This window comes from Anaerococcus sp. NML200574 (assembly GCF_026131665.1).
Lineage (GTDB): Bacteria > Bacillota > Clostridia > Tissierellales > Peptoniphilaceae > Anaerococcus > Anaerococcus kampingae.
The window spans coordinates 40,869-65,867 of the sequence record NZ_JAMXSM010000008.1 but is presented as its reverse complement, the minus strand read 5'-3'; the positions used below and the strand labels follow the sequence as shown (position 1 = coordinate 65,867).

Below are 24,999 nucleotides of genomic sequence, written 5' to 3'. Positions count from 1 at the left end.
TAACGTAGTCAGCGTGGCCTGGAGCGTCGATGTGTGCGTAGTGTCTTTTTTCTGTTTCGTATTCTACTACTGATGTGTTGATTGTGATTCCACGTTCTCTTTCTTCTGGAGCTTTATCGATGTGTTCATAATCGATGTATTCACCTGTACCGTATTTTTTGTTTAGGGCTTGGGTGATTGCTGCTGTTGTTGTTGTTTTACCGTGGTCTACGTGGCCGATTGTACCAATATTAATATGTGGTTTGCTTCTTTCAAATGTTTGTTTACTCATTAATTCCTCCTAATGTACTCTTATTCTTTATTTTACCATATTTATAATAAAAATTCTATTATTTTATAGATAATTATTTTATTAAGTTTTACTTGCATTTTTTTATGTAGCTTGTATAATAGAATATATGCCACTTTAGCTCAGTAGGTAGAGCGCTTCCATGGTAAGGAAGAGGTCCTCGGTTCAATTCCGGGAAGTGGCTCCATTTTTTTGCAATAAAACAGACTTATTTTTTTAATCCCCACATAAATGGAGATTTTTAAATAAATCTGTTTTTTTATTTATACTAGACCCATGGCATAAATTACTGCTATAGCAACTATTACTACTAATAAGGAAATAACAAACCCGTGAATCATTGGATTAATGCCTGCCTTTTTCATATCCCTATACTTAGTATTTAATCCTATTGCAGCAAGAGCTGCCACCATCAAAAATTTTGATATGGTTTTTAGATTATTTGATAAATTTTGAGATATAAGCCCCATTGAGTTTAGGCCAACCATTATTAAAAATCCTAAAATAAAATAAGGAATTATTGAACTAACAGAAAATTTCTTTTCTATATAATCATGTCCTAGTTTTTTAACTTCCAACCTATGATGTATAAGTCTAAATATCAGTACAACTGGTATTATTGATAAGGTTCTGGTAAGTTTTACCATTGTAGCAAAATCTCCTGCAGCATCTGAATAAGCAAAACCCGCTGCTACTACAGAACTTGTATCATTAACGGCTGTTCCTGTCCAAAGCCCGTAGGCCATATCCGAAAGTCCTAGAGCCTTACCCATTATAGGAAAGACTACTATCATTAGCATATCAAATAAAAATGTTGCGCTCATTGCATAGGCAATATCCGTATCTTCAGCCTCTATAACAGGTGCTATGGCTGCTATTGCAGATCCTCCACAAATACCTGTGCCTGCTGATATGAGATTACTCATCTTCCAATTAAGACCTAAGGCTTTTCCTATAAAATATCCTGCTCCAAAACATGTTAATAAGGTAAATACCATTACATATATTGATAGCTTACCTACAGATAAAACCATATTTATGTTAAGGCTTGCTCCAAATAAAATGATTGCAAATTTTAAAAGCCTTTTTGATGTAAATCTTATACCATCTTTTAGGACTTTTTCGGTATCGATTATTGTATTTAAAAACATTCCTATAAATAATGCTATAACCGATCCACCAATTACGTGTATTGGCAATAAATTTTCTAAAAATTGCGAAACAAAAGCAATTAGTAAAGCCAAGCCTATGCCTGGTAAATATAATAATATTTTTTTCATTTTCCCTCCATTCTTACTAATAAAAAAAAGCGTTTGAAAAAACGCTAAATTTTCACTTACATTCTGGGCATACACCCCTATAGATTACTTCTGTGGTATCTATTATATAATCTTTTAGCATATCTGGTTTTTTCATGTCTGATATTTCCAAATCCTGAATTTTGCCGCAAGATTCACAAATAAAGTGGCCATGGTTAGGCCTTTTAAATTCATACCTCTTTGAAGACATATTAAAGTCGAGCTCTTTTACAAGTTTATTTTTTACGAAAAGATTTAAGCTATTGTAAACTGTAGCTTGACTAATTACAGGATCCTTAGTTACTAAGTCACTAAAAATCATCTCTGCTGTTGGGTGAATAGGATGGGTTATCAAATAATCCAAAATTAATAATCTCTGGTGAGATATCCTTATATTTTTGTCTTGAAGAATTTTTTTGAGTTTATTAAGTCGTTTATCAGGATCTTCATCTCTTAAACTCTCTACATACTTGTGCATATTTTCCCACACCTTTCTATTTTAGAATATACGTGAAAATGTCTATTTGTCAACCATTGGGAATGATTATCTAAATCAATCCTCTACGTTTAAAAAGGGTTATTTTTAAATTTTTTGAATAAAAGCCTATAAGTATATGAATAAGTATTCTTACTATTAAGTGATTATATAAAAATTTAAAAGCTCCCAGTTGAATACTAGGAGCCTTTACTAAATTTAAATTATTATTTAATTAAGCTAATTCTACTTCAGCGCCTGCTTCTTCTAGAGCTGCTTTAACTTCTTCAGCCTTATCTTTAGCTACGCCTTCAAGTACGTTTCCTGGAGCACCGTCTACAAGTGCTTTAGCTTCTTTTAGTCCAAGACCAGCTACATCTTTAACAACTTTGATTACGTTGATTTTTGATTGTCCAGCTGATTTAAGAACTACGTCAAATTCTGATTTTTCTACTGCTGCTTCACCAGCTGCTCCGCCTGCTGCTGGAGCTGCTACTGCTACTGCTGCTTGTGCAGATACGTCAAATTCTTCTTCGATTGCTTTAACTAGTTCTGAAAGTTCAAGAACTGTAAGATTTTTGATTTCTTCTAATAGGTTTGTTACTTTTTCTGATGCCATTTTTATATTCTCCTTAAATTATATTGTTATTATGCTGCTTCGTTTTCTTTTTTGCTTGCCACTTCATTAAGGGCGATAGCAAGTTTAGATATAGTGTTATTAAGATCTCCAGCAAGAGTTCTAATAGGTGCTTGTAATACATTTGCAAGCATTGAGTGAAGTACTTCTGTTCCTGGTAATGTAGCTATTGCCATCATTTGTTCACTATTTTGGTAGTTTCCTTCAACTATACCTGATTTAAGTGTTAACTTGTCTGCGTTTTCGTCGTTTTCTTTTCTGTAGTCAACTGCTATCTTTGGTCCGTCAACTAATTCTGTGTTTGAGAAGATTAGTGCGTTTGATCCCTTTAGGTCTTCGATTAATTCTGTATATCCAAGTTCTTCAAAAGCAAATCTCATCATTGTATTCTTGTAAACTTTGTATTCAGTGTCTTTTTCTCTGAATTTGTTACGAAGATCTGTGATTTCCTTAACGTCCATGCGGTCAAAACCTACTAATGTTACTGATTTCGCATTTTCGATTTTTCCTTTGATTTCATCAACTACTAGCTGTTTAGCTGCTATAGCTTTTTCGCTCACTTTTTCACCTCCTAAGGCTAATGGTAGGTATATAAAAACCCCACTTATAAAGACACCTTAAAGATGCCCATACCGGTGGGGATGTGTGTAATTTTCCCACCTATACGCAATTATTAAACATTTATGTCTGCGTAGTCTTTGGTAGCCTGTTTATTTGACTTTTATATTATATCACCAATTTCTAAAAATGCAAATTATTTTTCAGCTAATTCTGCAGCTTTAGCTGGGTTTAGTTTAACACCAGGACCCATTGTTGATGATACGGTGATTGATCTGATATATTTACCCTTTGCTGCTGCTGGTCTAGCTTTTACTACTTCTGTAATTAAAGCTCTGATATTTTCAGTAAGTTTTTCAGCACCAAATGATACTTTTCCTGTTGGTACGTGGATAAGGTTAGCTTTGTCTGTTCTGTATTCTACCTTACCTGCTTTGATGTCAGCGATAGCTTGTGCTACATCATTTGTTACTGTACCTGTTTTTGGGTTTGGCATTAGGCCTTGAGGTCCTAGTACTCTACCTAGTCTACCTACTGTTGCCATCATATCTGGTGTAGCTATTACTACATCAAAATCTAACCAACCATCTTTTTGGATTTTTTCAGCATATTCTTCATTACCTGCAAAATCTGCTCCAGCTGATAGAGCTTCATCTATTCTATCATCTTTTACAAATGCAAGTACTCTTTGAACCTTACCTGTACCGTGTGGTAAGATTACAGTTCCTCTTACTTGTTGGTCAGCGTGACGGCTGTCAACACCGAGCTTGAAGTGTAATTCTACTGTTTCGTCAAAGTTTGCCTTTGCTGTTTTTTCTACTATTTCTATCGCTTCATTTAGTTCGTATTCTTTTGTAGAATCATAAGATGCCTTTGATTCTAAGTATTTTTTTCCTCTTTTAGCCATTTAATTCCTCCTGTGGTAAACGAGTTAATCTCTCCCACTAATCTTCTACAGTGACTCCCATACTTCTTGCTGTTCCTGCTATCATACTTACTGCAGCTTCTAAGCTTGCAGCGTTAAGATCTTCCATCTTTGTTTTAGCAATTTCTTCAAGTTGGCTTCTCTTGATTGATCCAACTTTCTTTTTGTTTGGTTCTCCAGAACCCTTAGCAAGATTTATTGCTTTCTTGATTAATACTGGTGCTGGTGGTGTTTTTGTTATAAATTTAAATGTTCTATCCGTATAAATAGTCATTTCTACCGGTATTATCATTCCTGCTTGGTCAGCTGTCTTAGCATTAAATGCTTGTACGAACTCCATGATGTTAATTCCGTGAGGTCCTAGTGCGGTACCTACTGGTGGTGCAGGAGAAGCTGCTCCTGCTGGTACTTGTAATTTTACTATCGCTTGTATATCTTTTTCTGCCATTTTTACCTCCTTGTGGTGATTCGGGTTCCCCCTCCCACTTATTTAGACAGTACTAAATTTCTTCTATATCGCTATATTCTAAATCTATTAATGTATCACGGCCAAACATATCTACGTACGCCTTGATAGTACCCTTTTGCTTGTCGATTTCATCGATTTTTGCTACGAAATCCTTAAATGGTCCGGCAATAATATTTACACTATCACCTACATTTACATTAATATTAAGAACTGGTTCTTTCTCTTTTACACCAAACTTTCTTACTTCAGCTGGTGTAAGAGCTACTGGATCACCATCTGGTCCAACAAAACCTGTTACCCCTTGGGTATTTCTTATTATATACCAAGACTTATTGGTTATGTTCATCTTGACCATTACATAGCCTGGAAATAGCTTTCTAGTTTTGACTTTTTTGTCGTTATTCTTTACTTCGACATATTCTTCAGTTGGTACAGTTACATCTATAATATCTGGATTTTGTTCATTATCTATCATCATCTGAATTTTATCAGAGACTCTATTTTCATATCCAGTATAGGTGTGAACTACATACCATTTAGCATTTTTTTCTGCTTCTGTAAGTTCTGTCTTGTTTTCTTCTTCTTTGATATTTTCGTCAAAATTTAAAGAATCAGTCATCATTCACCTACATTATAATTGAAAGTAGGAAATGGAAGACCTTATCAAGGACCCAAATAGATACTGCTGTTACAGCACTAATAGCTATTACTATTAAAGAATACTCAATTGTAGTCTTTAATGTAGGCCATTGGATCTTTTTATATTCTTTAATGACTCCACCAAAGAAAGAATCTTTTTTCTTAGCCATTGTTACTCCTACTTTGTTTCTTTATGAACTGTGTGCTTTTTGCAGAATGGACAATATTTTTTAAGCTCAATTCTTTCACTATGAGTAGTTTTGTTTTTAGTTGTATCATAGTTTCTGTTTTTGCATTCTGTGCATTCTAATTTAACTTTAGTTCTCATAAAACACCTCCTATTTACTTATACGGATACTTCCATACAATGAATTATATTACCATCTAAGTCTACCTTTGTCAATACTTTTAGTCGATTTTTAGCAGATTTTTTAAAAAAATTTCTCTCTTTTTGATAAGAACTTTTCTTAAATCATCTAAATCATGATTTGAAAAGCAATAATCCGAATAAGAAATGAGTATATCTTCTATATCATCAAGCTCATAAAGACCATCTTCATAAACCCTTCCTAGGTACTCATCTTCCCTGTCATAGTACATTACTGGTGGATAGCCCTTAAGATTTGATGTATCAAAGGCTATATAGGATTCTTTGGCGTAAACCCTATCTTTTATTATTAACATCTTCTCTTTAATATCTATTTCTCGTCCAGACTTAAAATCTTTAATCAAGGCTTAATCCATAATCTTTGATAGCTTTTACAATTTCTTCTGCAGCTTCGTGGGCACCTTCTTCTGTTTCTGCCTCAACCATTACCCTAACAAGTGGCTCTGTTCCAGATTTACGAACTAATACCCTACCTGAATCAGCAAGGTCAGCAGTGATTTTTTCAATAACAGAAGCCACTCCTTCATTATCTAAAACTGTATCCTTATCCTTAACCCTTACATTTATTAAGACTTGTGGGTAGATTTTTAAATCTCTTAATAAAGATTTAAGATCAGATTTTGATTCTATAACAGCTTCCATAATTTTAAGAGATGTTAAGATTCCGTCACCTGTATTAGCAAATTTCTTTAATATTATATGTCCTGATTGCTCTCCACCTAGTTCTATGTCCTTTTCATACATTCTTTGGTGGACGAATTTATCACCTACATCAGTTTTTTCATATCCAATTCCTAAATTATCAAAGGCTTTATAAAGGCCAATATTTGACATTACAGTTGTAACTACCTTATTAGAATCTAGACCGCCCTCTTTTTTCATGTAGTTTGCAAGTATATAAAGTATAGCATCCCCATCGACTATATTTCCTTCATTATCAACAGCTATACACCTGTCAGCATCTCCATCATAAGCAAAGCCAATATCAAGTTTATTTTTAACTACAAAATCTCTTAAGACGTCTATATGAGTTGATCCAGCATTGTTATTTATATTAAAACCATTAGGTTCATCATTTATTACAAAGGTATCAGCTCCAAGCGCATCATATACTGGTTTTGCAATTGTAAAGGCTGCTCCATTTGCTGGATCAAGACCCACTCTCATTCCCTCAAAAGATTTAGTTACAGTTTGAATTAAATATGCTATATATCTATTCCTACCGCCTATATAATCAACAGTCCTTCCTATATCTTCACCCTTAGCAAGTTCAATAGATTTTATGTCTGCATCTATATATTCTTCAAGACTTTCTAGGAAGTCATCCTCCATTTTCTCACCATTTTTGTTTATAAGCTTTATACCATTGTCATGGTAAGGGTTATGACTTGCTGTAATCATAATTCCACAGTCAAAATCTTCTACTCTAGTTATATATGAAACTGAAGGAGTTGTAGTAACATGGAGAAGATAAGCATTTGATCCTGATGAAGTAATACCAGCTGATAGGGCATCTTCAAACATATATGAAGACCTTCTGGTATCCTTGCCTATAAGAATTTTACCATTACCATTTTTCTTTTTTGAAAAATAATCTCCTATAAATCTTCCGATTTTAAAGGCATGATAAACATTAAGCCCTTCATTAGCCTCTCCTCTAAAACCATCTGTACCAAAATATTTCATTTATATCTCCTTAAAATTTAACTTCTTTACTTTTTATATTATACCCTATTGATAAATTTACAAAAAATTGGGTAGAAAAATCAGGAAGGAGTAAAGTATGAATTTTGAAAAACTTAACAATGAAAAACTATATATAGACGGAAAATATGTTGATAGCGAGAGAAATGAATGGATAGAAGTTGAAAATCCAGCAACTAACGAAATCATTTCCAAAGTCCCAAAGGCAAGTAGCAATGAAATTAATCTTGCAGTTGAGTCTGCTTATGAGGCTTTTAAAACTTTTTCTAAAACTAGTCTTGAGGAAAGAATTGCTTATATAGAGAAATTTAAAAATTGGATGATAGATCACCAAGATGAAATAATGGAAACTATTAAAGATGAGCTAGGTGTACCTATAAGAATTGCAAAACCAGGTCAATTTGATAAGCAAATGAGAAGAATAGATGTCTTTATCGATCAAGCTAGGAAAATCGAATACAAAATTGATATGGATGGTGGCTATGTAAGGATGGAGCCAATTGGAGTTGTAGCTAGCCTTACACCCTGGAATTATCCTCTAGGGCAAATCATAATGAAAGTTATACCAGCCCTACTTATGGGTTGTACAGTTGTCCAAAAGCCGGCTTCAGATACACCACTTACAGCTAATTTTGTAGCTAAGGCTTTTGATGAGATTGGCCTTCCTAAGGGCGTATTTAACCTAATAACCGGCTCAGGGGCAGAAGTAGGCGATGTTTTAAACTCACATCCAAAAGTAGCCATGGTCTCCTATACAGGAAGTCTAGCTGGTGGTTCTTCTTCAGCCAAACACGCCATGGAAACATCCAAAAAAGTAGTCCTAGAGCTTGGTGGCAAATCTCCAGCTATCTTTATCAAGGGAGCAGACATTAAGATGGGTGTAAAGCAAGTCTTAAACAGAGTCTACCTAAATGTAGGTCAAACTTGCTCCTGCCTATCAAGAGCAATTATAACTGAAGATATATATGATGATGTAATAAAAGAATTCATAGCCCAATATGATAATTATCCAGTAGGAGATCCTGATGATGAAAAAACTGTCGTAGGAAGTCTAGCTGGTAAAAAACAATTTAACAGAGTAAAAGGCTTTATAGAAGAAGGAATCAAGGAAGGCGCTACCCTTCTTAAAGGAGAAGTCCCAAAAGAAAGCCAAGTTGGTTATTATGTAAAACCTGTTATCTTTACCGATGTTAAGCCAGGTATGGCCATCCATGATAAGGAAATTTTCGGACCAGTTGTTTCAGTAATCAAGGTAAAAGATAAAAAAGAAGCTATAGAAGTAGCAAATGCTGTAGACTTCGGACTATCTTCCGCTGTCTTTGGCAATGAAGAAGAAGCTCTTGAAATTGCCTATGAATTAAAAGCAGGTGATGTCTACCTAAATTCTAACGGTGGAAGTCCAGAATTACCTTTTGGTGGTCGCAAGCAATCAGGAATAGGCAGAGAAGGCGGAAAATTCGGACTCATGGAATACCTAGAACCTAAGTCAATCCATACTGCCTAATACCAAATTAAATTATAAAAAAGCTAGCCTTGTTGAATGTACTTGCCATTCCTTAAGTCTAGCTTTTTAATTTAATACTTTATAAAATATCCCTTAACTCTAATATTGAAGAGATTTTTATATCCGCTCCACAAGCCTCGACAGTCTTTCCATAGCCGTAAGTCGCAAAAATTGTTTTTTGCTTGTTATTAAGGCCTGCTTCCATATCTTCCCTGCGGTCTCCTATCATTATATAAGAATCGTTCAGTTCTTTTCTAAGAATCTTATATTTATCCAAATAATCGTAGTCTTCCCCTATAAAATATTTTGAAAAATACTTATCTAAACCAAATTTTTCCCTGGCAGCATCCATATAGACCCTCCTACATTTTGATAAAATATATAGGTCATATTTTTCTTTTAAATAGGAAAGAGTCTCATGAGCCCCTTCATAAAGCTGGCCTTCTTCTGTCATATATTTAATAATCCTATCTCCATTTTTCTTTATATAGGGCGTTTTGTCAGAATCATCGTTTAAAATTATATCCCAAACTTCCTTTGGCCCCATCCCAATAAAGGATTTGAAGTCAAAATCATCTATTGATAATTTTAAATCGCTGAGGCTTTCTTCGATAGCTTTTTTGTAGGCTATTTCTGTCTTATGAATTGTCCCGTCAAAGTCAAATACTAAGATCATATAAGGTCAACAAGATTTGCCATTTCAATAGCAGAAATAGCAGCTTCAGCCCCTTTATTGCCTGACTTAACTCCTGCCCTTTGGACTGCTTGGTCTACATTATCTGTTGTTACAACTCCAAATATCACTGGTTTTTCACTATCAAGGCCAACAGCTGCCACTCCCTTAGATACTTCTGCACAAACATAATCAAAGTGTGGTGTATCTCCTCTAATTACAGCTCCCAAGCAAATTACAGCATCTATATTATCTTTTTTTGCAAGTTTCTTAGCAGCAAGAGGTATTTCAAAGGCACCAGGCACCCTTACTATAAATATTTCATCATCTTTCACCTCATGTCTTTTCAAGGCATCAAGGCAACCTTCAAGCAACCTATCTGTTATAAAATTATTAAATCTTGCAACTACTATGGCATATTTTTTATTATTTGAAACTAAATTAGCACTATATTCACGCATTTTTCATCTCCTTAAATTCTTTTAATTCATGTCCCATTCTTATAGCTTTTATTTTTAGGTAATTTCTATCAATATTGTTTGACCTTATTTCTAAAGGTTCTCGTTTTTCTACCCTAATCCCATATTTTTCTATTTGATTTATCTTATCAGGATTATTTGTCATAAGGCTAATTGACTCTACTCCTAGCTTTCTAAGCATTTCTGCTGCTATTTTGTAGTCCCTCATATCCTCTGGAAATCCGAGCTTTATGTTGGCATCGACAGTGTCATAGCCTTGTTCCTGGAGTTCGTAGGCCTTAAGCTTGTTAAATAAGCCTATACCCCTACCTTCTTGACGGAGGTAGAGAAGGACGCCCTGGCCTTTCTCTTCGATTTTCTTGAGAGCCTTGTGGAGTTGGCTACCGCAATCACACCTTTTTGACCCTAGCACATCACCTGTCAAACATTCTGAGTGAATCCTGGTTAAGACATTTTTAGCCTTGATATCACCCTTAGTTATGGCTATGTGCTCTTTGCCTGTTTTTTCATCGAGGAAACCATAGGCAACAAGGTTTCCATAATCACTTGGTAGTTTCACTGGATTTGTTTTTTTAAGTCCTAGCTCCTCAAGAGATCTCCTATATTCTTGGATTTTTTCTACAGTTGTCATCTTCATACCAAGTTCTTTAGCTAATTTCTTAAGGTCATCCCCCCTCATCATATGGCCATCTTCTGCCATAATTTCACAGCAAAGGCCTACTTCTTTAAGGCCTGCTAGCCTCATAAGGTCAACTGTTGCCTCTGTGTGGCCATCCCTTACCAAGACTCCTCCTTCCTTGGCTATTAAAGGAAAGACGTGGCCTGGTCTTCTAAAGTCCTCTGCTTTTGACTTTGGATTTACAAGCTCTCTGATTGTTTTAGCCCTCTCAAAGGCTGATATTCCAGTAGTTGTATCGACATGGTCGATAGAAACTGTAAAGGCTGTCTCATGATTATCTGTATTATTTTCAACCATTGGATGGAGGTTTAAGCTTTCTGCCACTGCCTTTGATATTGGTGTGCAAATCAGGCCCTTTCCGTAGCTTGCCATGATATTTACCATCTGTCCTGTCACATTTTCGCCAGGGCAGATGAAGTCTCCCTCATTTTCTCTTGATTCATCATCAGTTACTATTACGATTTCATTTCTCTTTAATGCTTCTATTACTTCTTTTACACTGTCCATATCAATTTAGCCCCAAAAGTGAGCTTAAGTCCTCCTTATTTTCATTTTTGTATAATTTTTCTACAAATCTTCCGATTATATCTGTTTCTATATTTACCAAATCGCCTATTTTTTTATATTTAAAATTCGTATTTGCAATAGTTTCAGGAATGAGTGAAACTTCAAAAGTATCTGCTGATTCTTTTGATACAGTTAAGGATATGCCATCTATGGCTACCGACCCCTTGTTAACTATATACTTACAAATTTCTCTTTTTGTTTTAAACCTATAGACATTTTTATTAATTGAAATAAGTTTTCCAACTCCATCTATGTGACCTTGGACAATGTGACCATCAAGCCTATCAGCAAAGCGAAGGGCCCTTTCTAGGTTGACATATTTTCCAAGCATTGAAGGAGTAAATTTTGTCTTATCTAGGCTTTCCTGCATTAGATCTGCCTTGTAATAATCAGGACCAAATTCCTTAACAGTTAAGCAAACTCCATCAGTCATAATAGAGTCTCCAAGTTTTAAATCTTCTAAGACTTCCTTGCAAGTGATCTTAATCTCTACATGGTCAGACCTATTGGAAAACTGGCTTACCTTTCCTAATTCAACTGAAATCCCTGTAAACATTTCTCACCTCTAGCATAATGTCTTCATCAAATCTTTCTATATGGTCAATTCTAAATTTCTTAGCATCTTTTATAGTCTTGGCTCCTTCGCCCATAAAGGCTGATCTAGAATTTTCACCAGCAACCACGATTGGGGCTATAAATTCATATACTTTATCAACTAAGTCTTCTTCCAAAAAGGAAGAATTAAGTATAGATCCTCCTTCAACTAAGATTGATGAAACATTCATTTCATATAATTTTCCAACCAAGTCCTTTAAATCAACCTGACCGTCCTTTTCCTTGCAGTAAATAAGATCAGCATTTAGGTTAGTTTCCTTATCTCCTATGGTTCCTATATAAGTTTTCTTATCTGATTCTAGGTTAAAAATATCAAGGTCAGGATCGAAAGCTAAGTCAGAAGCAACTATTACCCTAATAGGATCCACCCCATCTTTAAGCCTACAATTAAGCCTTGCCTTATCCTTTAGGAGGGTATTTTTACCTATAATAATAGCATCATAGTCATTCCTAAGTTTATGGACATAGGTCCTTGATTTCTCGCCGCTTATCCGTTTAGAATCATAAGTTTCTGTAGCTATTTTCCCGTCAAGGCTCATGGCATATTTTAGACTTACAAGAGGTCTTTTATATTTCATATTAAAGAAGAACTTCTCATTTAGCTTCTTACCTTCATCTTCTAAAACTCCTGTAACAACCTCAATACCTGCTTCTTTGAGCTTTTTAATCCCATCGACTTTTGGATTAGTATCAAGGTTTGCTATAACAACCTTAGCTATGCCCCTTCTTATGACTTCATCAACACAAGGTGGATGTTTGCCAAAATGTGAGCATGGCTCTAAGTTTACAAAAAGTGTAGCACCCTTCGGATCCTCCTTTAGATTCTTAAAGCAATCAATTTCAGCATGGTCATCATAAAAAGACTTGTGATAGCCCCTGCCTATAACTTCTCCATCCTTATATACAAGTGCCCCCACCATGGGATTGGTAAGAACCCTTCCCGCTCCCTTTTTAGCTAGTTTGAAGCACTCTTTCATCAAATCTTCGTAATTCAAATTTCCTCCTTTTGGGGAATGAAAAAAGTCCCCTTTCAGGGACTAAAATTAAAAGAAAAATTTTTCACAAATATAGGAAAAAAATATAAACTTCTCTCATCCAGACTCTAACTGTCGGTATCGGAATTTCACCGATTCGGCTTTCGCTCGCAGACTATAACTGCCGGTGGGGAATTACGCCCCGCCCTGAAGATTATTTCTAATTACATCTATATTATAATATAAGGTTTTCCTAATGTCAAATATTATTTTAAATTTATATTTTATCATAATCTGATATAATAGACTTATGAGAAAACTAGATTATATACCACGAACAAAAATAAAAATGATTCATGTAGATGGGTCCTATTCCTTTGGGATTGATTCAATCCTCTTAGGGGATTTTGCAAAGATGAAAAAAGGAACGAGCCTTTTAGATATAGGATCAGGAAATGGCATCCTCGCCATGATGGCAAATGACCTTTACAAACTTAATAAGGTCTACGCTGTAGAAATCCAAAAGCAAAAGGTAGAAATTTTAAGGGAAAACTTAGCCCTTAATGGCATAGAAAATATCGAAATTATCGCTAATGACCTAAATAAAATAGATTTTAAGGAAAACTCTCTAGATTATATCATTACAAACCCACCCTATTATAAGAAAGGCCACAATATAGGCAATAAGGAGGGGGAATTTCTTATCTCAAGACAAGAAATCTATCTTAATCTGGATGATATATTTACATTTTCTAACAAGACCTTAAAGGATAAGGGCAAACTTTTTATGGTCCACAAGCCGGAAAGAATGGTTGAAATCTTTCAAAAATCAGGCAATCTTAAGGCAAAAAGAATCCGTTTTGTATCATCTACCTTTGATTCCAAACCCCAATTTATCCTCATAGAATTTGTAAAAAATGCTAAAGATGGCCTTAAAATCGAAGACCCAATTATAATTTATAAGGACGGATCATATACCGACCAAGTTAAAAAAATAAACGGAACCTACAAGGAGAACTAATGGATTATCAAATATACTTTGTGCCAACACCAATCGGCAACCTCGAAGATATGACCCTAAGGGCAATAAAAACTCTAAAAGAAGTGGACCTAATAGCCTGCGAAGATACCAGGGAGTCTAAAAAACTCTTAAATTTCTACGAAATAGATAAGCCCCTAACTTCTTACCACAAATTTAACGAACAAGCCAAGGGCGAAGAATTAATAAAAAAAGCAAGTGAGGGTATGACAATAGGAGTAATAAGCGACCAGGGCATGCCTGGTATGTCAGATCCAGGTGAAATCTTAATTAAAAAGTGCATAGAAAATAATATTTCTTACACAATTCTACCTGGACCAAGCTCAATCCTAACAGCCCTCATAGGGTCTGGTCAAGATATGTCAGCCTTTTCCTTTTATGGCTTTATTGGCAAGAAAACTAAGGAGAAAAAAGAATTTTACGAAAAATTAAAGAACGAAGAAAAGACATCAATAATATTTGATTCTGTCCACAACCTTCCAAAAACCATCGAAGACTTCAAGGAAATCTTCCCTGAAAGAAAGCTTACAATAGCAAGAGAACTTACCAAAAAATTTGAAGAATATAAGACCTATACTATTAAAGATATAGACCCAGAAGAGATAACCTTTAAAGGAGAATTTGTCCTTATACTTGAAGGCAAAAAGGAAGATGAGTCTGTAGATATTTCTAGTTTTGACGAAAAAATTAAACAAATGATTGATGAAGGTAGGTCTACCAAAGAAATCGTAAAAATAATAAAGAAAGAATCTTCTTTTTCAAAAAATGAAATCTATGAATATATAATAAATTTTAGCAAGGATAATATATGAAAAACCCTAGAAAATATTTATTTATAGGCATCTTCATGCTTGTTATTGCAGCTGTCTTTATATCCTATGCCCTAAGACATCCAGAAGGGTCCTTTCCATGGCCCTTAGGACTTACTTATTTCCTTTGTACAGCTTATCTTGCCCTTGCCATATATTTTATAATTAAAGGCTTTAGAAAAAACTAAATAATATTAAAACATACTAAAATACCAGGTCAAGTAAACCTGGTATTTTTAAGATAAAAACCACCCGAATAAGGGGTGGTTAAATTATTATCTGTTTTTTCTATTTTTTCTTTTAGCAGCGTCATTTTTCTTTTTTCTTATAACGCTTGGTTTTTCGTAGTGTTCTCTTCTTCTATATTCAGAAAGTACACCGGATCTTGCGCATTGTCTTTTGAATCTTTTAATCGCACTATCGATTGATTCGTTTTCTCCAACTCTGATTTCTGTCATCTCTATCCCCCCTCTCGTATCCGCACTTAAGATTTCAAATCAGCCTGGTGGCCATTGTAGGCTTCTTCCGCCTAGGACATGAAAATGCATGTGAGCTACACTTTGTCCTCCATCTTCACCGATGTTATGGACTACTCTGTAGCCATTTTCAGCTATGCCTTTTTCACGAGCTATCATTTTGATAGTTAAAAATATTTTTCCTATCAAGGAAGAGTCTGACTCGCTAAGCTCATCTAAAGATTTAATGTGCTTTTTTGGTATAACAAGAAAATGGATAGGTGCTTGTGGATCTACGTCATCAAATGCAATTACATCTTCATCTTCATAGATTATCTTTGATGGAATCTCTCCATCTATAATCTTACAAAATACACAATCCATACTTCACCCCCATTAGTATATATAATACCATAATTGAATTTAAGAGTAAAGTTTTTTATTTAATAATTTGACCAATAAGTTCATTATTTTCTATGCCGGTGATCTTTACATCAAAAATTTCATTATCTTTTATAGATGGGTCTTTGACATTTACCCTTAAGTAATTGGTTGAATATCCTGATTTGAAGCCTTTTATATCTGACTTGGACTCAAATAGGACTGAAAGACTTTGTCCAATTTGCTTTTCTAAAAATTCTTTTCTATTTGTCTCTTCAATTTTTTCTAAATCTTTTAGCCTATCTTTTTTGATATTTCCATTCACCTGGCCGCTCATTGTGGCTGCCTTTGTCCCATCTCTTTGAGAATATTTAAATAGGTGGGTTTTGGCAAATTTAATCCTATCTACAAATGCCATGGTATCCTTGTGATTTTGATCTGTTTCTGTTGGAAATCCTACTATGATATCTGTTGTAAGACCTGCATTTGGGAAAACTTCTCTGATTAGTTCTACCTTATCTTTAAAAGTTTTTGTGTCATATTTTCTATTCATAGCCTTTAGGATATCATCTGATCCAGATTGTAGGGATAGGTGGAAGTGATCGCAAGCCTTTCCCGTAGCCTTCATCCTTTCTAGGAAATCTTTTGTTATGTGTCTTGGCTCCATGGATGAAAGTCTGATTCTTTTAATCCCATCAACCTTGGCTACATTTTCTATTACATCTATTAGGGATGTTCCGTCTTTAAAATCTTTTCCGTAGCTTGCCACATGAATGCCTGTTAGGACTATTTCCTTAAAGCCATTTGATCCAAGGCGTTCGGCTTCTTTTATTATTGAATCCATAGGACGGCTTACCACATTACCCCTTGCATAAGGAATCAAGCAGTAAGAGCAATACATATTACAACCATCTTGAATTTTCATATAGGCCCTGGTCATACCTATTTGGTTAGAAATTGCCAAATCTTCATAAGATTTTTCTTCAGAGACTGATATCAACTTATCTGTCGCCTCTTTATTTTGTAAGAAATCTTCACAAAGATCCACTACTTCTTCCTTATTTCTAGAGCCTAGAATTATATCCACACCTTCTATTTTGGCTACTTCTTCAGGTTTTACTTGGGAATAACAACCCATTACAGCAATTATTGCATCAGGATTGTCGCTCCTTGCTCTTGATATCATTTGACGACTTTTCCTGTCAGACATATTTGTAACTGTACAGGTATTTATGACATAGATATCTGCATTTTCTTCTTTTCTTTCAAATCCTCTTGCTTCAAAGATTTCTTCGATAGCTTCAGATTCATACTGGTTTACCTTACATCCTAAGGTTATTATATTAAATGTTTTTGTCATTCAAAAAAATCCTTAACTTTATCAAAAAATGATTTTTCTTCTTTTACCTTATTTCCACTTGCATCAGCAAAGGCTTTTAAGGCTTCTTTTTGGGCTTTATTTAGCTTCTTAGGTGTTACAATCTTGACATAGAAGTAGAGATTGCCTTGTCTACCTGTTCTTGAATCTTTGATTCCTTCATTTCTTAGGGTAAATCTTTGACCTGTTTGAGTTCCTTCTGGTATTTCAAACTCGACACTCTTCTTTAAGGTTGCCACATCTATCTTGCCACCTAGGGCTGCCGTTGGAAAGCTTATTGGCATTTCGTAATAGATATCTAAGCCATCTCTTTTAAATATTTCATGGTCACTTACCCTTACTATTACATATAAGTCACCGTAAGGGCCTCCATTTTCGCCCATATGACCCTTGCCGCTTAGTCTTATGACATTTTGATCTTCTATGCCTGATGGTATGTCGATTTTAATTTTTTCTGATTTAAATTCCTTACCAGAGCCCTTGCAATTTTTGCATGGTTTATCAATTATTTCACCAGTCCCATGGCACTTATCACAAGTTACTGTTCTTGACATGGTTCCAAAGGCTGTTCTTGAAACTTGATTTACCACTCCTTGGCCATGGCAATCTGGACAAGTGTGCTTTTCAGAGCCCTCTTCCGCCTTAGAACCGTGGCATACATGGCATTCTACTTCTCTTCTTACTTGAATTTCCTTGCTAACACCAAAGGCAGCTTCTTGGAAGGATAGGTTTATTACTTGCTGTATATCAGCTCCCTTTACAGGTCTTTTGGCCCTACTTGCCCCATAACCTTGGCTAAATATATCTCCAAATAAATCGCCAAATATATCACCGAAGCCACCAAAACCTGATGAAAATCCACCAGCTCCAGCCCCACCATTTTCAAAGGCAGCTGCCCCATACATATCGTATTGTTGTTTCTTTTCAGGATCTGATAGGATTTCATAAGAAAGGGTTGCTTCCTTAAATTTGCTTTCAGCATCTTCATCTCCAGGATTTAGGTCTGGATGATATTTTTTGGCTAGTTTTCTATATTCTCTTTTTATATCAGCAGTGCTGGCGTCTTTGCTTACTCCAAGCACTTCATACGGATCTCTCATTTTACCTCCAAATCATAAAAAAAGCTATTTCTCTAGGAAATAGCCCCTTTTATCAATTGTTTTTATTATACTAGCTATAATAAATCTTTCAAAAGATTATTCTTCATCTTCATCGATTACTTCGTAGTCAGCATCTACTACATCTTCATCGCTTTGGCTAGCACCTTCTGCTCCAGCTTGGCTTTGTTTATACATCTTTTCACTTACCTTGTAGATTTCATTTGTTAACTCTTCTGTAAGTGCTTTAATTTTATCTAAGTCATCAGCTGCTATTGCATCTTCTAGTTCTTTAGCCTTAGCTTCTATAGCTTCTTTTTCGCTGCCTTCTAGTTTTGCATCTTCTACTGTCTTTCTAGCTTGGTAAACTAGGTTTTCAGCGTTATTTTTAGCATCTATTGTTTCTTTTTTCTTCTTATCTTCTTCAGCAAATTGTTCTGCTTCTTTTACCTTTTTATCGATTTCTTCTTCTGTTAGGTTTGAAGATGATGTGATTGTTATCTTTTGTTCCTTACCTGAGCCTTGATCTTTAGCTGTTACATTTACTATACCGTTGGCATCTATATCAAAGGATACTTCGATTTGTGGAACACCACGTCTAGCTGCAGGAATTCCTGTAAGTTGGAACCTACCAAGAGTTATGTTGTCTGCTGCCATTTCACGTTCACCTTGTACTACGTGGATGTCTACTTCTGTTTGTCCATCTGCTGCAGTTGTGAATATTTGGCTCTTCTTTGTAGGTATTGTTGTATTTCTTTCGATTAATTTTGTAGCTACACCACCAAGTGTTTCAATACCTAATGATAATGGTGTTACATCTAGTAGTAATAGGTCTTTTACTTCACCTGTTAGAACACCACCTTGGATAGCTGCACCTAATGCAACTGATTCATCTGGGTTGATATCTTTTTGTGGTTCTTTACCGATTATATTTTTAACTAGCTCTTGAACTGCTGGCACCCTTGTAGAACCACCTACTAGTAGGACCTTGTCTATATCAGAAGCTGATAGGCCTGCATCCTTTAAAGCATCTTCTACTGGTTTTCTTGTTTTTTCTACAAGATCATGAGTTAATTCGTTGAATTTAGCCCTTGTTAGGTTGATGTCTAAGTGGACAGGTTGGCCATCTACTGCTGTTATAAATGGTAGGTTAACATTTGTAGTAAGTGTTGATGATAGCTCTTTTTTAGCCTTTTCAGCTGCATCTTTTAGTCTTTGCATTGCTGTTAGGTCTTTTGTTAAATCAACACCTGATTCTTTCTTGAATTCAGCTGCAAGATATTCTACTACTGCATGGTCAAAGTCATCTCCACCAAGTTTGTTGTTTCCTCTTGTTGAAAGTACTTCAAATACTCCATCACCTACTTCAAGTATTGAAACATCGAATGTACCACCACCAAGGTCGTAAACCATAATCTTAGATTGGTCTGTTTCCTTATCCATACCGTATGCAAGAGCAGCAGCTGTTGGCTCGTTGATGATTCTGTCTACTTTTAGACCTGCAATTTGTCCAGCGTCTTTTGTAGCTTGTCTTTGAGCATCTGTAAAGTAGGCAGGTACTGTGATTACTGCATTTGTTACTGTATCATTTAGATAAGCCTCTGCGTCTGCTTTTAATTTTTGAAGAATCATTGCTGAAATTTCTTCTGGTGTGTATCTCTTGCCATCTATTTCTGGAGACTTCCAATCATGTCCCATTTCTCTTTTTACTGATGCTATTGTTCTATCTGGGTTAGTAATTGCTTGTCTTTTTGCTGTTTCACCAACTAATCTTTCGCCATCTTTTGAGAAAGCTACTACTGATGGAGTTGTTCTATTACCTTCACTGTTTGGTATAATTGTTGCTTGTCCACCTTCCATTACTGCTACTGCAGAATTGGTTGTACCTAAGTCAATTCCTATAATTTTTGCCATATGTTTTTCCTCCTATTTGCTTACCTTAACCATTGCTGGTCTAAGGACTTTGCCGTGTAATGTATATCCTTTTTGGAATGTTTCTATTATATAATCTTCTTTAACTGTATCGCTTGCTTCCGTCATTACTGCGTGATGCATATTATGATCAAAAACGCATCCGTCTGATTCAATTTCTTCTAAACCTTCGCTTTTGAGGGTCTTTAGAAATTCATCTCTTATCATTATGACTCCCTTTACAAAAGGATCTTCCATATCCTTATCTTTAAGAGCCCTATCAAAGTTATCTAAGACAGGTAGAAGCTTTTCTATAAGAGAGCTTGAGGCAAATTTCTTAAAGTCTGCTTTAGACTTTTCTTCTCTTTGCTTATAATTTGCAAAATCTGCCATAAGTCTCTGATATTTTTCTAAATATTCATTATCATCTGATGAAGTTTCCTCCGTATCTTCAACTATTTCAGCATCGATTACTTCTTCATCTTCTGGATTTTCTTTTATATTTTCTTCTTCTAATTTTTCTTCATCTTTTATTTTATCATCTGCCAAATCATTCACCTTACCTTTTTATTCATTTAGTAAATCTGAAACTAGCTTAATACTTTCAATAACTTCTTTATATCTAATTCTAGTTAGACCTACTATACCAATCTTACCGATGGTATTTTCGTCTACCTTAAAATAGGATGTTATGATTGTATTTTCCTTTAACTGGTCGATTTTATTTTCTTCTCCGATAGTGATGACTAGGCTTTGGTCATTTTTATCAGTTAGAAAATCTGTAATAATATCTGGATTTTCAAAGAGATTGATAAATTCCTTAGCTTTAACTATATCATCAAATTCTTTAAAATTGAATATATTACCCAAACCCTCTATCTTGATTTCCTTATCAGAATCCTTGCTAGATTCATTTTCCATCTTTGTTTGGATTATATCGAGCAAATACTTATAATTTAGATTTAACTTCTCTTCTATACTTATGATTTTCTTGCCTATATCATAAATACTTGAACCAACTAGCTCGCTCCTTAATATATGATTAACTTGCGATAAGCTTTGATCATCTATCTCATATTTTAGATAAATCAAATCATTAACAACTAGGCCATTGTCATAGACTACTATAAGTATGAGTGCATAATCATTTACCCTTAATAGCTCTATGTTGGCTATTGATTTTATTTGATTTTTGTAAGTGATAGACACTGCTGTTAGATTTGTGATTGTCGCTAAAATCTTTGTAGCTGAATCTACAATATCTGTAGCATTATGGTATCTCTTATCCAAGATTTGCCTCAAGTTTTTAGGATCGTTTTTCTGATCAAGCAGGCCATTTTCAAGTAAATGGTCTACAAAAAACCTGTAGCCCTTATCTGAAGGTAGCCTACCACTTGAGGAGTGGGCCTTTTTTAGAAGGCCTTTCTTTTCTAGAGATGACATATCATTTCTAATAGTAGCCGGTGATACATCAAAGGAATAATCATCAGCCAAACTCTTAGAGCCTACTGGTTCTCCCTCTAGGATATAGGAGTTTATGATAGAGAAAAGTATCTGCATTCTTCTATCTTTCAAGTCTTTCACTCCTTTTAGCACTCTTTAGTATCGACTGCTAATTATAGTATACTAGCTAGGATTCCTTTGTCAAGAAATATTATATTATTTCAAGAAAAAACTCATTAGAAAGGGAAAATCCCTTCTTAGTAAAGCTTATCCTATCAGAGATTTCAAAAAATCCATCCCTATAAAATTTATCAACTGACTCTTTATATTTTTCTAAGAAGTCAGCCTTAAATTTTTCCTTAAAGGTCTTAAGATTTATTCCTTGAGCCTCTCTTAACTTAAAAATTATATATTCTTTTTCCTTCTCATCCCTATCAATGAATTCTTTATTTATAATAGGAAGCTTATTTTCTCTTATAAACTTATCATAAATTGCTAGATTTCTTGTATTGGTATATCTGGTATTTAAAAGATAGCCGCTAGCACCAAGGCCAAAGCCAAAGTAACCCTCGCCATTCCAATATTTTTTGTTATGAAGTGATTCAAAACCTTGCTTGGCAAAATTTGATACTTCATACCTTTTTAGATTAAGTCTTGAAAGCTCATCTATTATCATATCAAAAATATCTACCTCTAAGTCACTATCCATCAAATCAAGCTTGCCTTCTTTGTCAAGAGCATAAAACCTTGAACCCTTATCTAATATCAAAGAATACCAAGAAATATGGTCTGGATTAATTTTCTTTACAAAATCCAAGTCCTTTTTTACAGAATCCATATCTTGACCTGGGAGGTTTAACATCAAATCAAAGGATAAATTTTTAAATCCCGCTTCCCTAATCAAATCTATATCCCTAAGGGCTCTCTCTCTTGTATGATTTCTACCAATATTTTTAAGGACCCTATCATCAAAGGATTGGACTCCTAGAGAGATCCTGTTTATGCCAAGCTTTTTATAAGTCTTAAGCTTTTCCTTATTAAGCGAATTTGGATTTGCCTCGATGGTAAATTCTTTTATGTCTGTCTTAAATTTATAGATTTCCTCAACTATTTCTTCAATGAGTCGAGCGTCTATATAAGAAGGTGTCCCTCCTCCAATGTAGATCGTATCAATGATTACATCCATCCTTTGCCTATAAAAATTCATTTCCTTAATCAAATTAGAAACATAGGGCCTAATCCAATTTTCTAAATTTGGAAAGGCTGCAAAGTCGCAATAATAACACTTTTTCTCACAAAATGGAATGTGGATATAGGCTCCTATCTTATTCATTTTTACCTATCAATTCTATAAGCACTAACTTAGCGACAGATCTGCTTATTATCTTAAAATCAGATCCCTTTTTTATCCTAAGGGCATCTGCTGGAAAATATGTGTATTCCTTGCCATCTGCTATAACCCTCACCCTGCCATCTATTACAACTATATAATAGGCATGGTCTGGATTTTGTGGTATAAATTCATTTTCCTTTTCAAAATGTAATCTTCTAATTATTTCTTCATCAGATTTTAATACTAGCTCCTCGCTTGCCTTAGCTGGCTTTTTTTCTTCTACCTGGCCAATCTTATGATTTTTATAATCATCTTTAGTGAAAATTGTTTGGTGAACCGGGGCTAAAATTCCCATAGGAACTTTCACAATATGGCTACCATAATAAGTAAATCCAAGCTTCTTTTGAAAATCCCTAGACTTAAAATTATTTCTAAAATATCCAGCAGAAATATAATCAAGACCCAAATCTTCAAAGGCATATTTCATCATAGCCCTAACAGCTTCTGTCATAATTTTTTGCCTATGGTAAGCAGGACTTAATACAAAACCTATCTCCTTGGCCTTTTTACCTTCAAATTCTTTATAAAAATCCTCATCCACTGGGCGAAGTACTATAGATCCGATTACCTTGCCATCCATTTCTATAGCAAGGACGTTTTTATTTTTTTTAAATCTTTCTAAAACTTCCCTAGTGTAATCTAGATTTTCATGATGAGGCCAACCAGCCATTTCACCAAGTCCAGGTATTTTTGCGTATTCAAAAAAATCTTCTAAATCAGAATCTCTAAAGGCTCTAAGTACAAGCCTATCAGTTTTTATAACTAAATCAGTAAAATCAACTTTAATATCCATAAATACTCCTTATCCATGATAAATATACTATACAATAATGGAATTTATTTTAAAATTTTGTAAGATATGACTAAGTAACTTGTCTACTATATGAAGGAGGGGCTATGGATATAGAAAAAATTTATAGAATATATTTTGATGACTTGTATAGATTTTTGCTATATCTATGCAAGAATAAAGAAGTGGCCCAGGATATTTGCTCAGAAAGCTTTATAAGAGCCATGAAAAATATTGAAACTATCGAAGATTCTAAGGTAAAAGCTTATCTTTTTCAAATTGGTAAAAACACCTATTACAACTATTATAAAAAGAACAAAAGGCTTTTGGTCACTGATAAAATCGAAGACTTTGACCAGGAATTGGAATCTTTTGAGAAAGATTTATTGTACAAAGAAAATCTATCTAATTTGGATATGGCAATAGAAAGTCTTGAAAACCCTTACAAAGATGTTGTGAAACTAAGACTTAACGACCTATCTTTTAAGGAAATTGGAGAGATTTATAAGAAAAATCAAAACTGGGCCTGTGTTGTATACCACAGGGCCAAGGAAAAATTAAAAATATTAATGGAGGAAAATGATGAATAATTGTGATATTGTAAAAGATTTACTTCCCTTATATAAGGAAAATCTTTTAAGCGAAGAATCAGTTAAATTTGTAGAAGACCATTTAAAGTCTTGCCCTAAGTGCAAGAAGCAATTGACAGATGAAATCGAATTTGAAAATAAAAATACAAAGCCCTTAGTTTTTGTAGAAAAAAGGATAAAAAAAGAGACTAGGTTTTTTACCCTAGCAGTGGTCTCGTTTATCGGATCAATACTCATTTTTATCATATCCTATCTAAGCATTCCAAGGCATATTGAGTATGAAAAGGACTTGTACAAAGTTTACAAGAGCGATGACATCTACACAGTAGAATTTTCTGACAAGGTTAGCGGGATTGATTACACTGACACAGAAGATGCCATCTACCTTGATGCCTATACCACAAAATATGACCAGATTTTTAATAAAGATAGGCCAAGAAAATCCCTTACTTTTCATAAGGATAAGATAAAAACTGTCCTCTATCAAAACCACGATTCTATGCCAGAAATGGTAATCGGATCTGGAGAAGTTCGCCAAACTCTTCTCCCAAGACTTGTCTTTGGATTTTATGCAAGAGCTTCTATTATTGGATTTATAGGCCTTGGGCTAATAATATTTGCGCTAGAAAAATTTAGAAAAAAATCTCTAAGTTTACCTACAAAGACATTTTTACTGGGAGGTCCCCTATCACTTTTCTCAGCAATTATTGCAGTTAAAGGATTAAATACAGCAACCTATTATCCAACAACAGATTTCAAATACATCGCCTTCTTAACCCTTGGAATTTACCTGTTTTTTATATTTATCAGTATATTTATAGACCAAAAAAGGATGTGAGA

Annotated in this window: 32 protein-coding genes, 1 tRNA gene and 1 riboswitch; of the genes, 7 read left to right on the top strand and 26 right to left on the bottom strand. The window is 34.6% G+C overall.

From position 1 onward, the window contains the following. Positions 1-271, bottom strand: a 271-nt coding sequence (locus NH286_RS05440) for a GTP-binding protein (protein ID WP_265237459.1), incomplete at its 3' end; no start/stop codon positions are given. A 129-nt stretch (positions 272-400) separates the two neighbouring features. Here NH286_RS05440 and NH286_RS05435 point away from each other — a divergent pair. Then, positions 401-476, top strand: a tRNA-Thr gene (locus NH286_RS05435). Positions 477-552: 76 nt separating this feature from the next. Here NH286_RS05435 and NH286_RS05430 read toward each other — a convergent pair. The 11 genes from NH286_RS05430 to glmM form a co-directional block, all read right to left on the bottom strand. Further along, positions 553-1,569, bottom strand: coding sequence for a YeiH family protein (locus tag NH286_RS05430; protein WP_106460584.1), 1,017 nt, complete (start codon positions 1,567-1,569; stop codon positions 553-555). Between the two features lie 52 nt (positions 1,570-1,621). Further along, a complete protein-coding gene (locus tag NH286_RS05425; RefSeq protein ID WP_106460585.1) occupies positions 1,622-2,065 on the bottom strand; it encodes a Fur family transcriptional regulator in 444 nt (147 codons plus the stop codon). 232 nt (positions 2,066-2,297) lie between these two features. Further along, positions 2,298-2,681 carry a 50S ribosomal protein L7/L12 gene (rplL, locus tag NH286_RS05420; RefSeq protein ID WP_265237456.1) on the bottom strand — a complete coding sequence of 128 codons (384 nt, stop codon included), beginning with the start codon at positions 2,679-2,681 and terminating at the stop codon, positions 2,298-2,300. Positions 2,682-2,710: 29 nt separating this feature from the next. Beyond that, positions 2,711-3,259, bottom strand: a complete 549-nt coding sequence (rplJ, locus tag NH286_RS05415; protein ID WP_106460587.1) for a 50S ribosomal protein L10 — start codon at positions 3,257-3,259, stop codon at positions 2,711-2,713. Between the two features lie 194 nt (positions 3,260-3,453). Then, positions 3,454-4,164, bottom strand: coding sequence for a 50S ribosomal protein L1 (rplA, locus tag NH286_RS05410; protein WP_106460588.1), 711 nt, complete (start codon positions 4,162-4,164; stop codon positions 3,454-3,456). Between the two features lie 37 nt (positions 4,165-4,201). Further along, on the bottom strand, positions 4,202-4,630 hold the full coding sequence (gene rplK / locus NH286_RS05405) for a 50S ribosomal protein L11 (protein WP_106460589.1): 429 nt from the start codon (positions 4,628-4,630) through the stop codon (positions 4,202-4,204). 52 nt (positions 4,631-4,682) lie between these two features. Then, on the bottom strand, positions 4,683-5,270 hold the full coding sequence (gene nusG / locus NH286_RS05400) for a transcription termination/antitermination protein NusG (RefSeq protein WP_106460590.1): 588 nt from the start codon (positions 5,268-5,270) through the stop codon (positions 4,683-4,685). A gap of 7 nt (positions 5,271-5,277) precedes the next feature. Beyond that, the gene (gene secE / locus NH286_RS05395; protein WP_265237454.1) at positions 5,278-5,460 is read right to left on the bottom strand and encodes a preprotein translocase subunit SecE; all 183 of its coding nucleotides are present in this window, start codon (positions 5,458-5,460) and stop codon (positions 5,278-5,280) included. A gap of 8 nt (positions 5,461-5,468) precedes the next feature. Further along, positions 5,469-5,618 carry a 50S ribosomal protein L33 gene (gene rpmG / locus NH286_RS05390; RefSeq protein ID WP_106460592.1) on the bottom strand — a complete coding sequence of 50 codons (150 nt, stop codon included), beginning with the start codon at positions 5,616-5,618 and terminating at the stop codon, positions 5,469-5,471. 80 nt (positions 5,619-5,698) lie between these two features. After that, positions 5,699-6,022 carry an aspartate 1-decarboxylase (aspartate alpha-decarboxylase) gene (locus NH286_RS05385; protein ID WP_311532223.1) on the bottom strand — a complete coding sequence of 108 codons (324 nt, stop codon included), beginning with the start codon at positions 6,020-6,022 and terminating at the stop codon, positions 5,699-5,701. Beyond that, the gene (glmM, locus tag NH286_RS05380) at positions 6,015-7,364 is read right to left on the bottom strand and encodes a phosphoglucosamine mutase (protein ID WP_265215146.1); all 1,350 of its coding nucleotides are present in this window, start codon (positions 7,362-7,364) and stop codon (positions 6,015-6,017) included. Before glmM ends, NH286_RS05385 begins: the two co-directional genes overlap by 8 nt. Before the next feature lie 97 nt (positions 7,365-7,461). Here glmM and NH286_RS05375 point away from each other — a divergent pair, with 97 nt between their 5' ends. Then, positions 7,462-8,886 carry an aldehyde dehydrogenase family protein gene (locus tag NH286_RS05375; protein WP_265237452.1) on the top strand — a complete coding sequence of 475 codons (1,425 nt, stop codon included), beginning with the start codon at positions 7,462-7,464 and terminating at the stop codon, positions 8,884-8,886. 79 nt (positions 8,887-8,965) lie between these two features. Here NH286_RS05375 and NH286_RS05370 read toward each other — a convergent pair whose 3' ends face one another. From NH286_RS05370 to ribD, 5 genes are read right to left on the bottom strand one after another with little or no spacing between them, the layout of a single operon-like run. Further along, positions 8,966-9,562, bottom strand: a complete 597-nt coding sequence (locus tag NH286_RS05370) for an HAD family hydrolase (RefSeq protein ID WP_265215149.1) — start codon at positions 9,560-9,562, stop codon at positions 8,966-8,968. Then, positions 9,559-10,020, bottom strand: coding sequence for a 6,7-dimethyl-8-ribityllumazine synthase (gene ribE, locus NH286_RS05365; RefSeq protein WP_265215151.1), 462 nt, complete (start codon positions 10,018-10,020; stop codon positions 9,559-9,561). Before ribE ends, NH286_RS05370 begins: the two co-directional genes overlap by 4 nt. After that, on the bottom strand, positions 10,013-11,224 hold the full coding sequence (gene ribA, locus NH286_RS05360) for a GTP cyclohydrolase II (RefSeq protein ID WP_265237449.1): 1,212 nt from the start codon (positions 11,222-11,224) through the stop codon (positions 10,013-10,015). The genes ribE and ribA overlap by 8 nt, the downstream gene beginning before the upstream one ends. Before the next feature lies 1 nt (position 11,225). Continuing rightward, entirely contained in the window at positions 11,226-11,840 is a 615-nt protein-coding gene (locus NH286_RS05355; RefSeq protein ID WP_265215154.1) for a riboflavin synthase, read from the bottom strand. Further along, positions 11,818-12,894, bottom strand: a complete 1,077-nt coding sequence (ribD, locus tag NH286_RS05350; RefSeq protein ID WP_265237447.1) for a bifunctional diaminohydroxyphosphoribosylaminopyrimidine deaminase/5-amino-6-(5-phosphoribosylamino)uracil reductase RibD — start codon at positions 12,892-12,894, stop codon at positions 11,818-11,820. The genes NH286_RS05355 and ribD overlap by 23 nt, the downstream gene beginning before the upstream one ends. 84 nt (positions 12,895-12,978) lie before the next feature. Then, a riboswitch (FMN riboswitch) is annotated at positions 12,979-13,092 on the bottom strand. 91 nt (positions 13,093-13,183) lie between these two features. Between ribD and NH286_RS05345 the strand changes: the two genes are divergently transcribed. The 3 genes from NH286_RS05345 to NH286_RS05335 are packed head-to-tail and all read left to right on the top strand — an operon-like array spanning position 13,184 to position 14,909. After that, the gene (locus NH286_RS05345) at positions 13,184-13,894 is read left to right on the top strand and encodes a tRNA1(Val) (adenine(37)-N6)-methyltransferase (RefSeq protein ID WP_265237445.1); all 711 of its coding nucleotides are present in this window, start codon (positions 13,184-13,186) and stop codon (positions 13,892-13,894) included. Further along, positions 13,894-14,724: a 16S rRNA (cytidine(1402)-2'-O)-methyltransferase gene (gene rsmI / locus NH286_RS05340; protein WP_265237443.1), complete on the top strand. Its 831-nt coding sequence runs from the start codon at positions 13,894-13,896 to the stop codon at positions 14,722-14,724. Before NH286_RS05345 ends, rsmI begins: the two co-directional genes overlap by 1 nt. Then, the gene (locus NH286_RS05335) at positions 14,721-14,909 is read left to right on the top strand and encodes a hypothetical protein (protein ID WP_106460602.1); all 189 of its coding nucleotides are present in this window, start codon (positions 14,721-14,723) and stop codon (positions 14,907-14,909) included. The genes rsmI and NH286_RS05335 overlap by 4 nt, the downstream gene beginning before the upstream one ends. An 87-nt stretch (positions 14,910-14,996) precedes the next feature. Here NH286_RS05335 and rpsU read toward each other — a convergent pair whose 3' ends face one another. From rpsU to NH286_RS05290, 9 genes are all read right to left on the bottom strand, one after another. Further along, positions 14,997-15,179: a 30S ribosomal protein S21 gene (gene rpsU / locus NH286_RS05330; protein ID WP_015778089.1), complete on the bottom strand. Its 183-nt coding sequence runs from the start codon at positions 15,177-15,179 to the stop codon at positions 14,997-14,999. A 39-nt stretch (positions 15,180-15,218) separates the two neighbouring features. Beyond that, on the bottom strand, positions 15,219-15,560 hold the full coding sequence (locus tag NH286_RS05325; RefSeq protein WP_106460603.1) for a histidine triad nucleotide-binding protein: 342 nt from the start codon (positions 15,558-15,560) through the stop codon (positions 15,219-15,221). Positions 15,561-15,615: 55 nt separating this feature from the next. After that, a complete protein-coding gene (mtaB, locus tag NH286_RS05320) occupies positions 15,616-16,917 on the bottom strand; it encodes a tRNA (N(6)-L-threonylcarbamoyladenosine(37)-C(2))-methylthiotransferase MtaB (protein WP_265237440.1) in 1,302 nt (433 codons plus the stop codon). Next, a complete protein-coding gene (gene dnaJ / locus NH286_RS05315; RefSeq protein ID WP_265237438.1) occupies positions 16,914-18,035 on the bottom strand; it encodes a molecular chaperone DnaJ in 1,122 nt (373 codons plus the stop codon). The genes mtaB and dnaJ overlap by 4 nt, the downstream gene beginning before the upstream one ends. A gap of 96 nt (positions 18,036-18,131) precedes the next feature. Then, on the bottom strand, positions 18,132-19,946 hold the full coding sequence (gene dnaK / locus NH286_RS05310; protein WP_265237436.1) for a molecular chaperone DnaK: 1,815 nt from the start codon (positions 19,944-19,946) through the stop codon (positions 18,132-18,134). Positions 19,947-19,958: 12 nt separating this feature from the next. Next, positions 19,959-20,492 carry a nucleotide exchange factor GrpE gene (grpE, locus tag NH286_RS05305; RefSeq protein ID WP_199792159.1) on the bottom strand — a complete coding sequence of 178 codons (534 nt, stop codon included), beginning with the start codon at positions 20,490-20,492 and terminating at the stop codon, positions 19,959-19,961. Between the two features lie 18 nt (positions 20,493-20,510). Next, positions 20,511-21,527, bottom strand: a complete 1,017-nt coding sequence (gene hrcA, locus NH286_RS05300; RefSeq protein WP_321160849.1) for a heat-inducible transcriptional repressor HrcA — start codon at positions 21,525-21,527, stop codon at positions 20,511-20,513. Between the two features lie 70 nt (positions 21,528-21,597). Further along, entirely contained in the window at positions 21,598-22,719 is a 1,122-nt protein-coding gene (gene hemW, locus NH286_RS05295) for a radical SAM family heme chaperone HemW (protein WP_106460609.1), read from the bottom strand. Further along, positions 22,712-23,572 (bottom strand): GNAT family N-acetyltransferase, encoded by an 861-nt coding sequence (locus tag NH286_RS05290; protein ID WP_106460610.1) that lies wholly within the window; start codon positions 23,570-23,572, stop codon positions 22,712-22,714. The genes hemW and NH286_RS05290 overlap by 8 nt, the downstream gene beginning before the upstream one ends. 104 nt (positions 23,573-23,676) lie before the next feature. Between NH286_RS05290 and NH286_RS05285 the strand changes: the two genes are divergently transcribed. Both NH286_RS05285 and NH286_RS05280 read left to right on the top strand, forming a co-directional pair. Continuing rightward, the gene (locus NH286_RS05285) at positions 23,677-24,159 is read left to right on the top strand and encodes an RNA polymerase sigma factor (RefSeq protein WP_265237430.1); all 483 of its coding nucleotides are present in this window, start codon (positions 23,677-23,679) and stop codon (positions 24,157-24,159) included. Further along, positions 24,152-24,997: a zf-HC2 domain-containing protein gene (locus NH286_RS05280; protein WP_158698380.1), complete on the top strand. Its 846-nt coding sequence runs from the start codon at positions 24,152-24,154 to the stop codon at positions 24,995-24,997. The genes NH286_RS05285 and NH286_RS05280 overlap by 8 nt, the downstream gene beginning before the upstream one ends. Positions 24,998-24,999 lie beyond the last annotated feature (2 nt).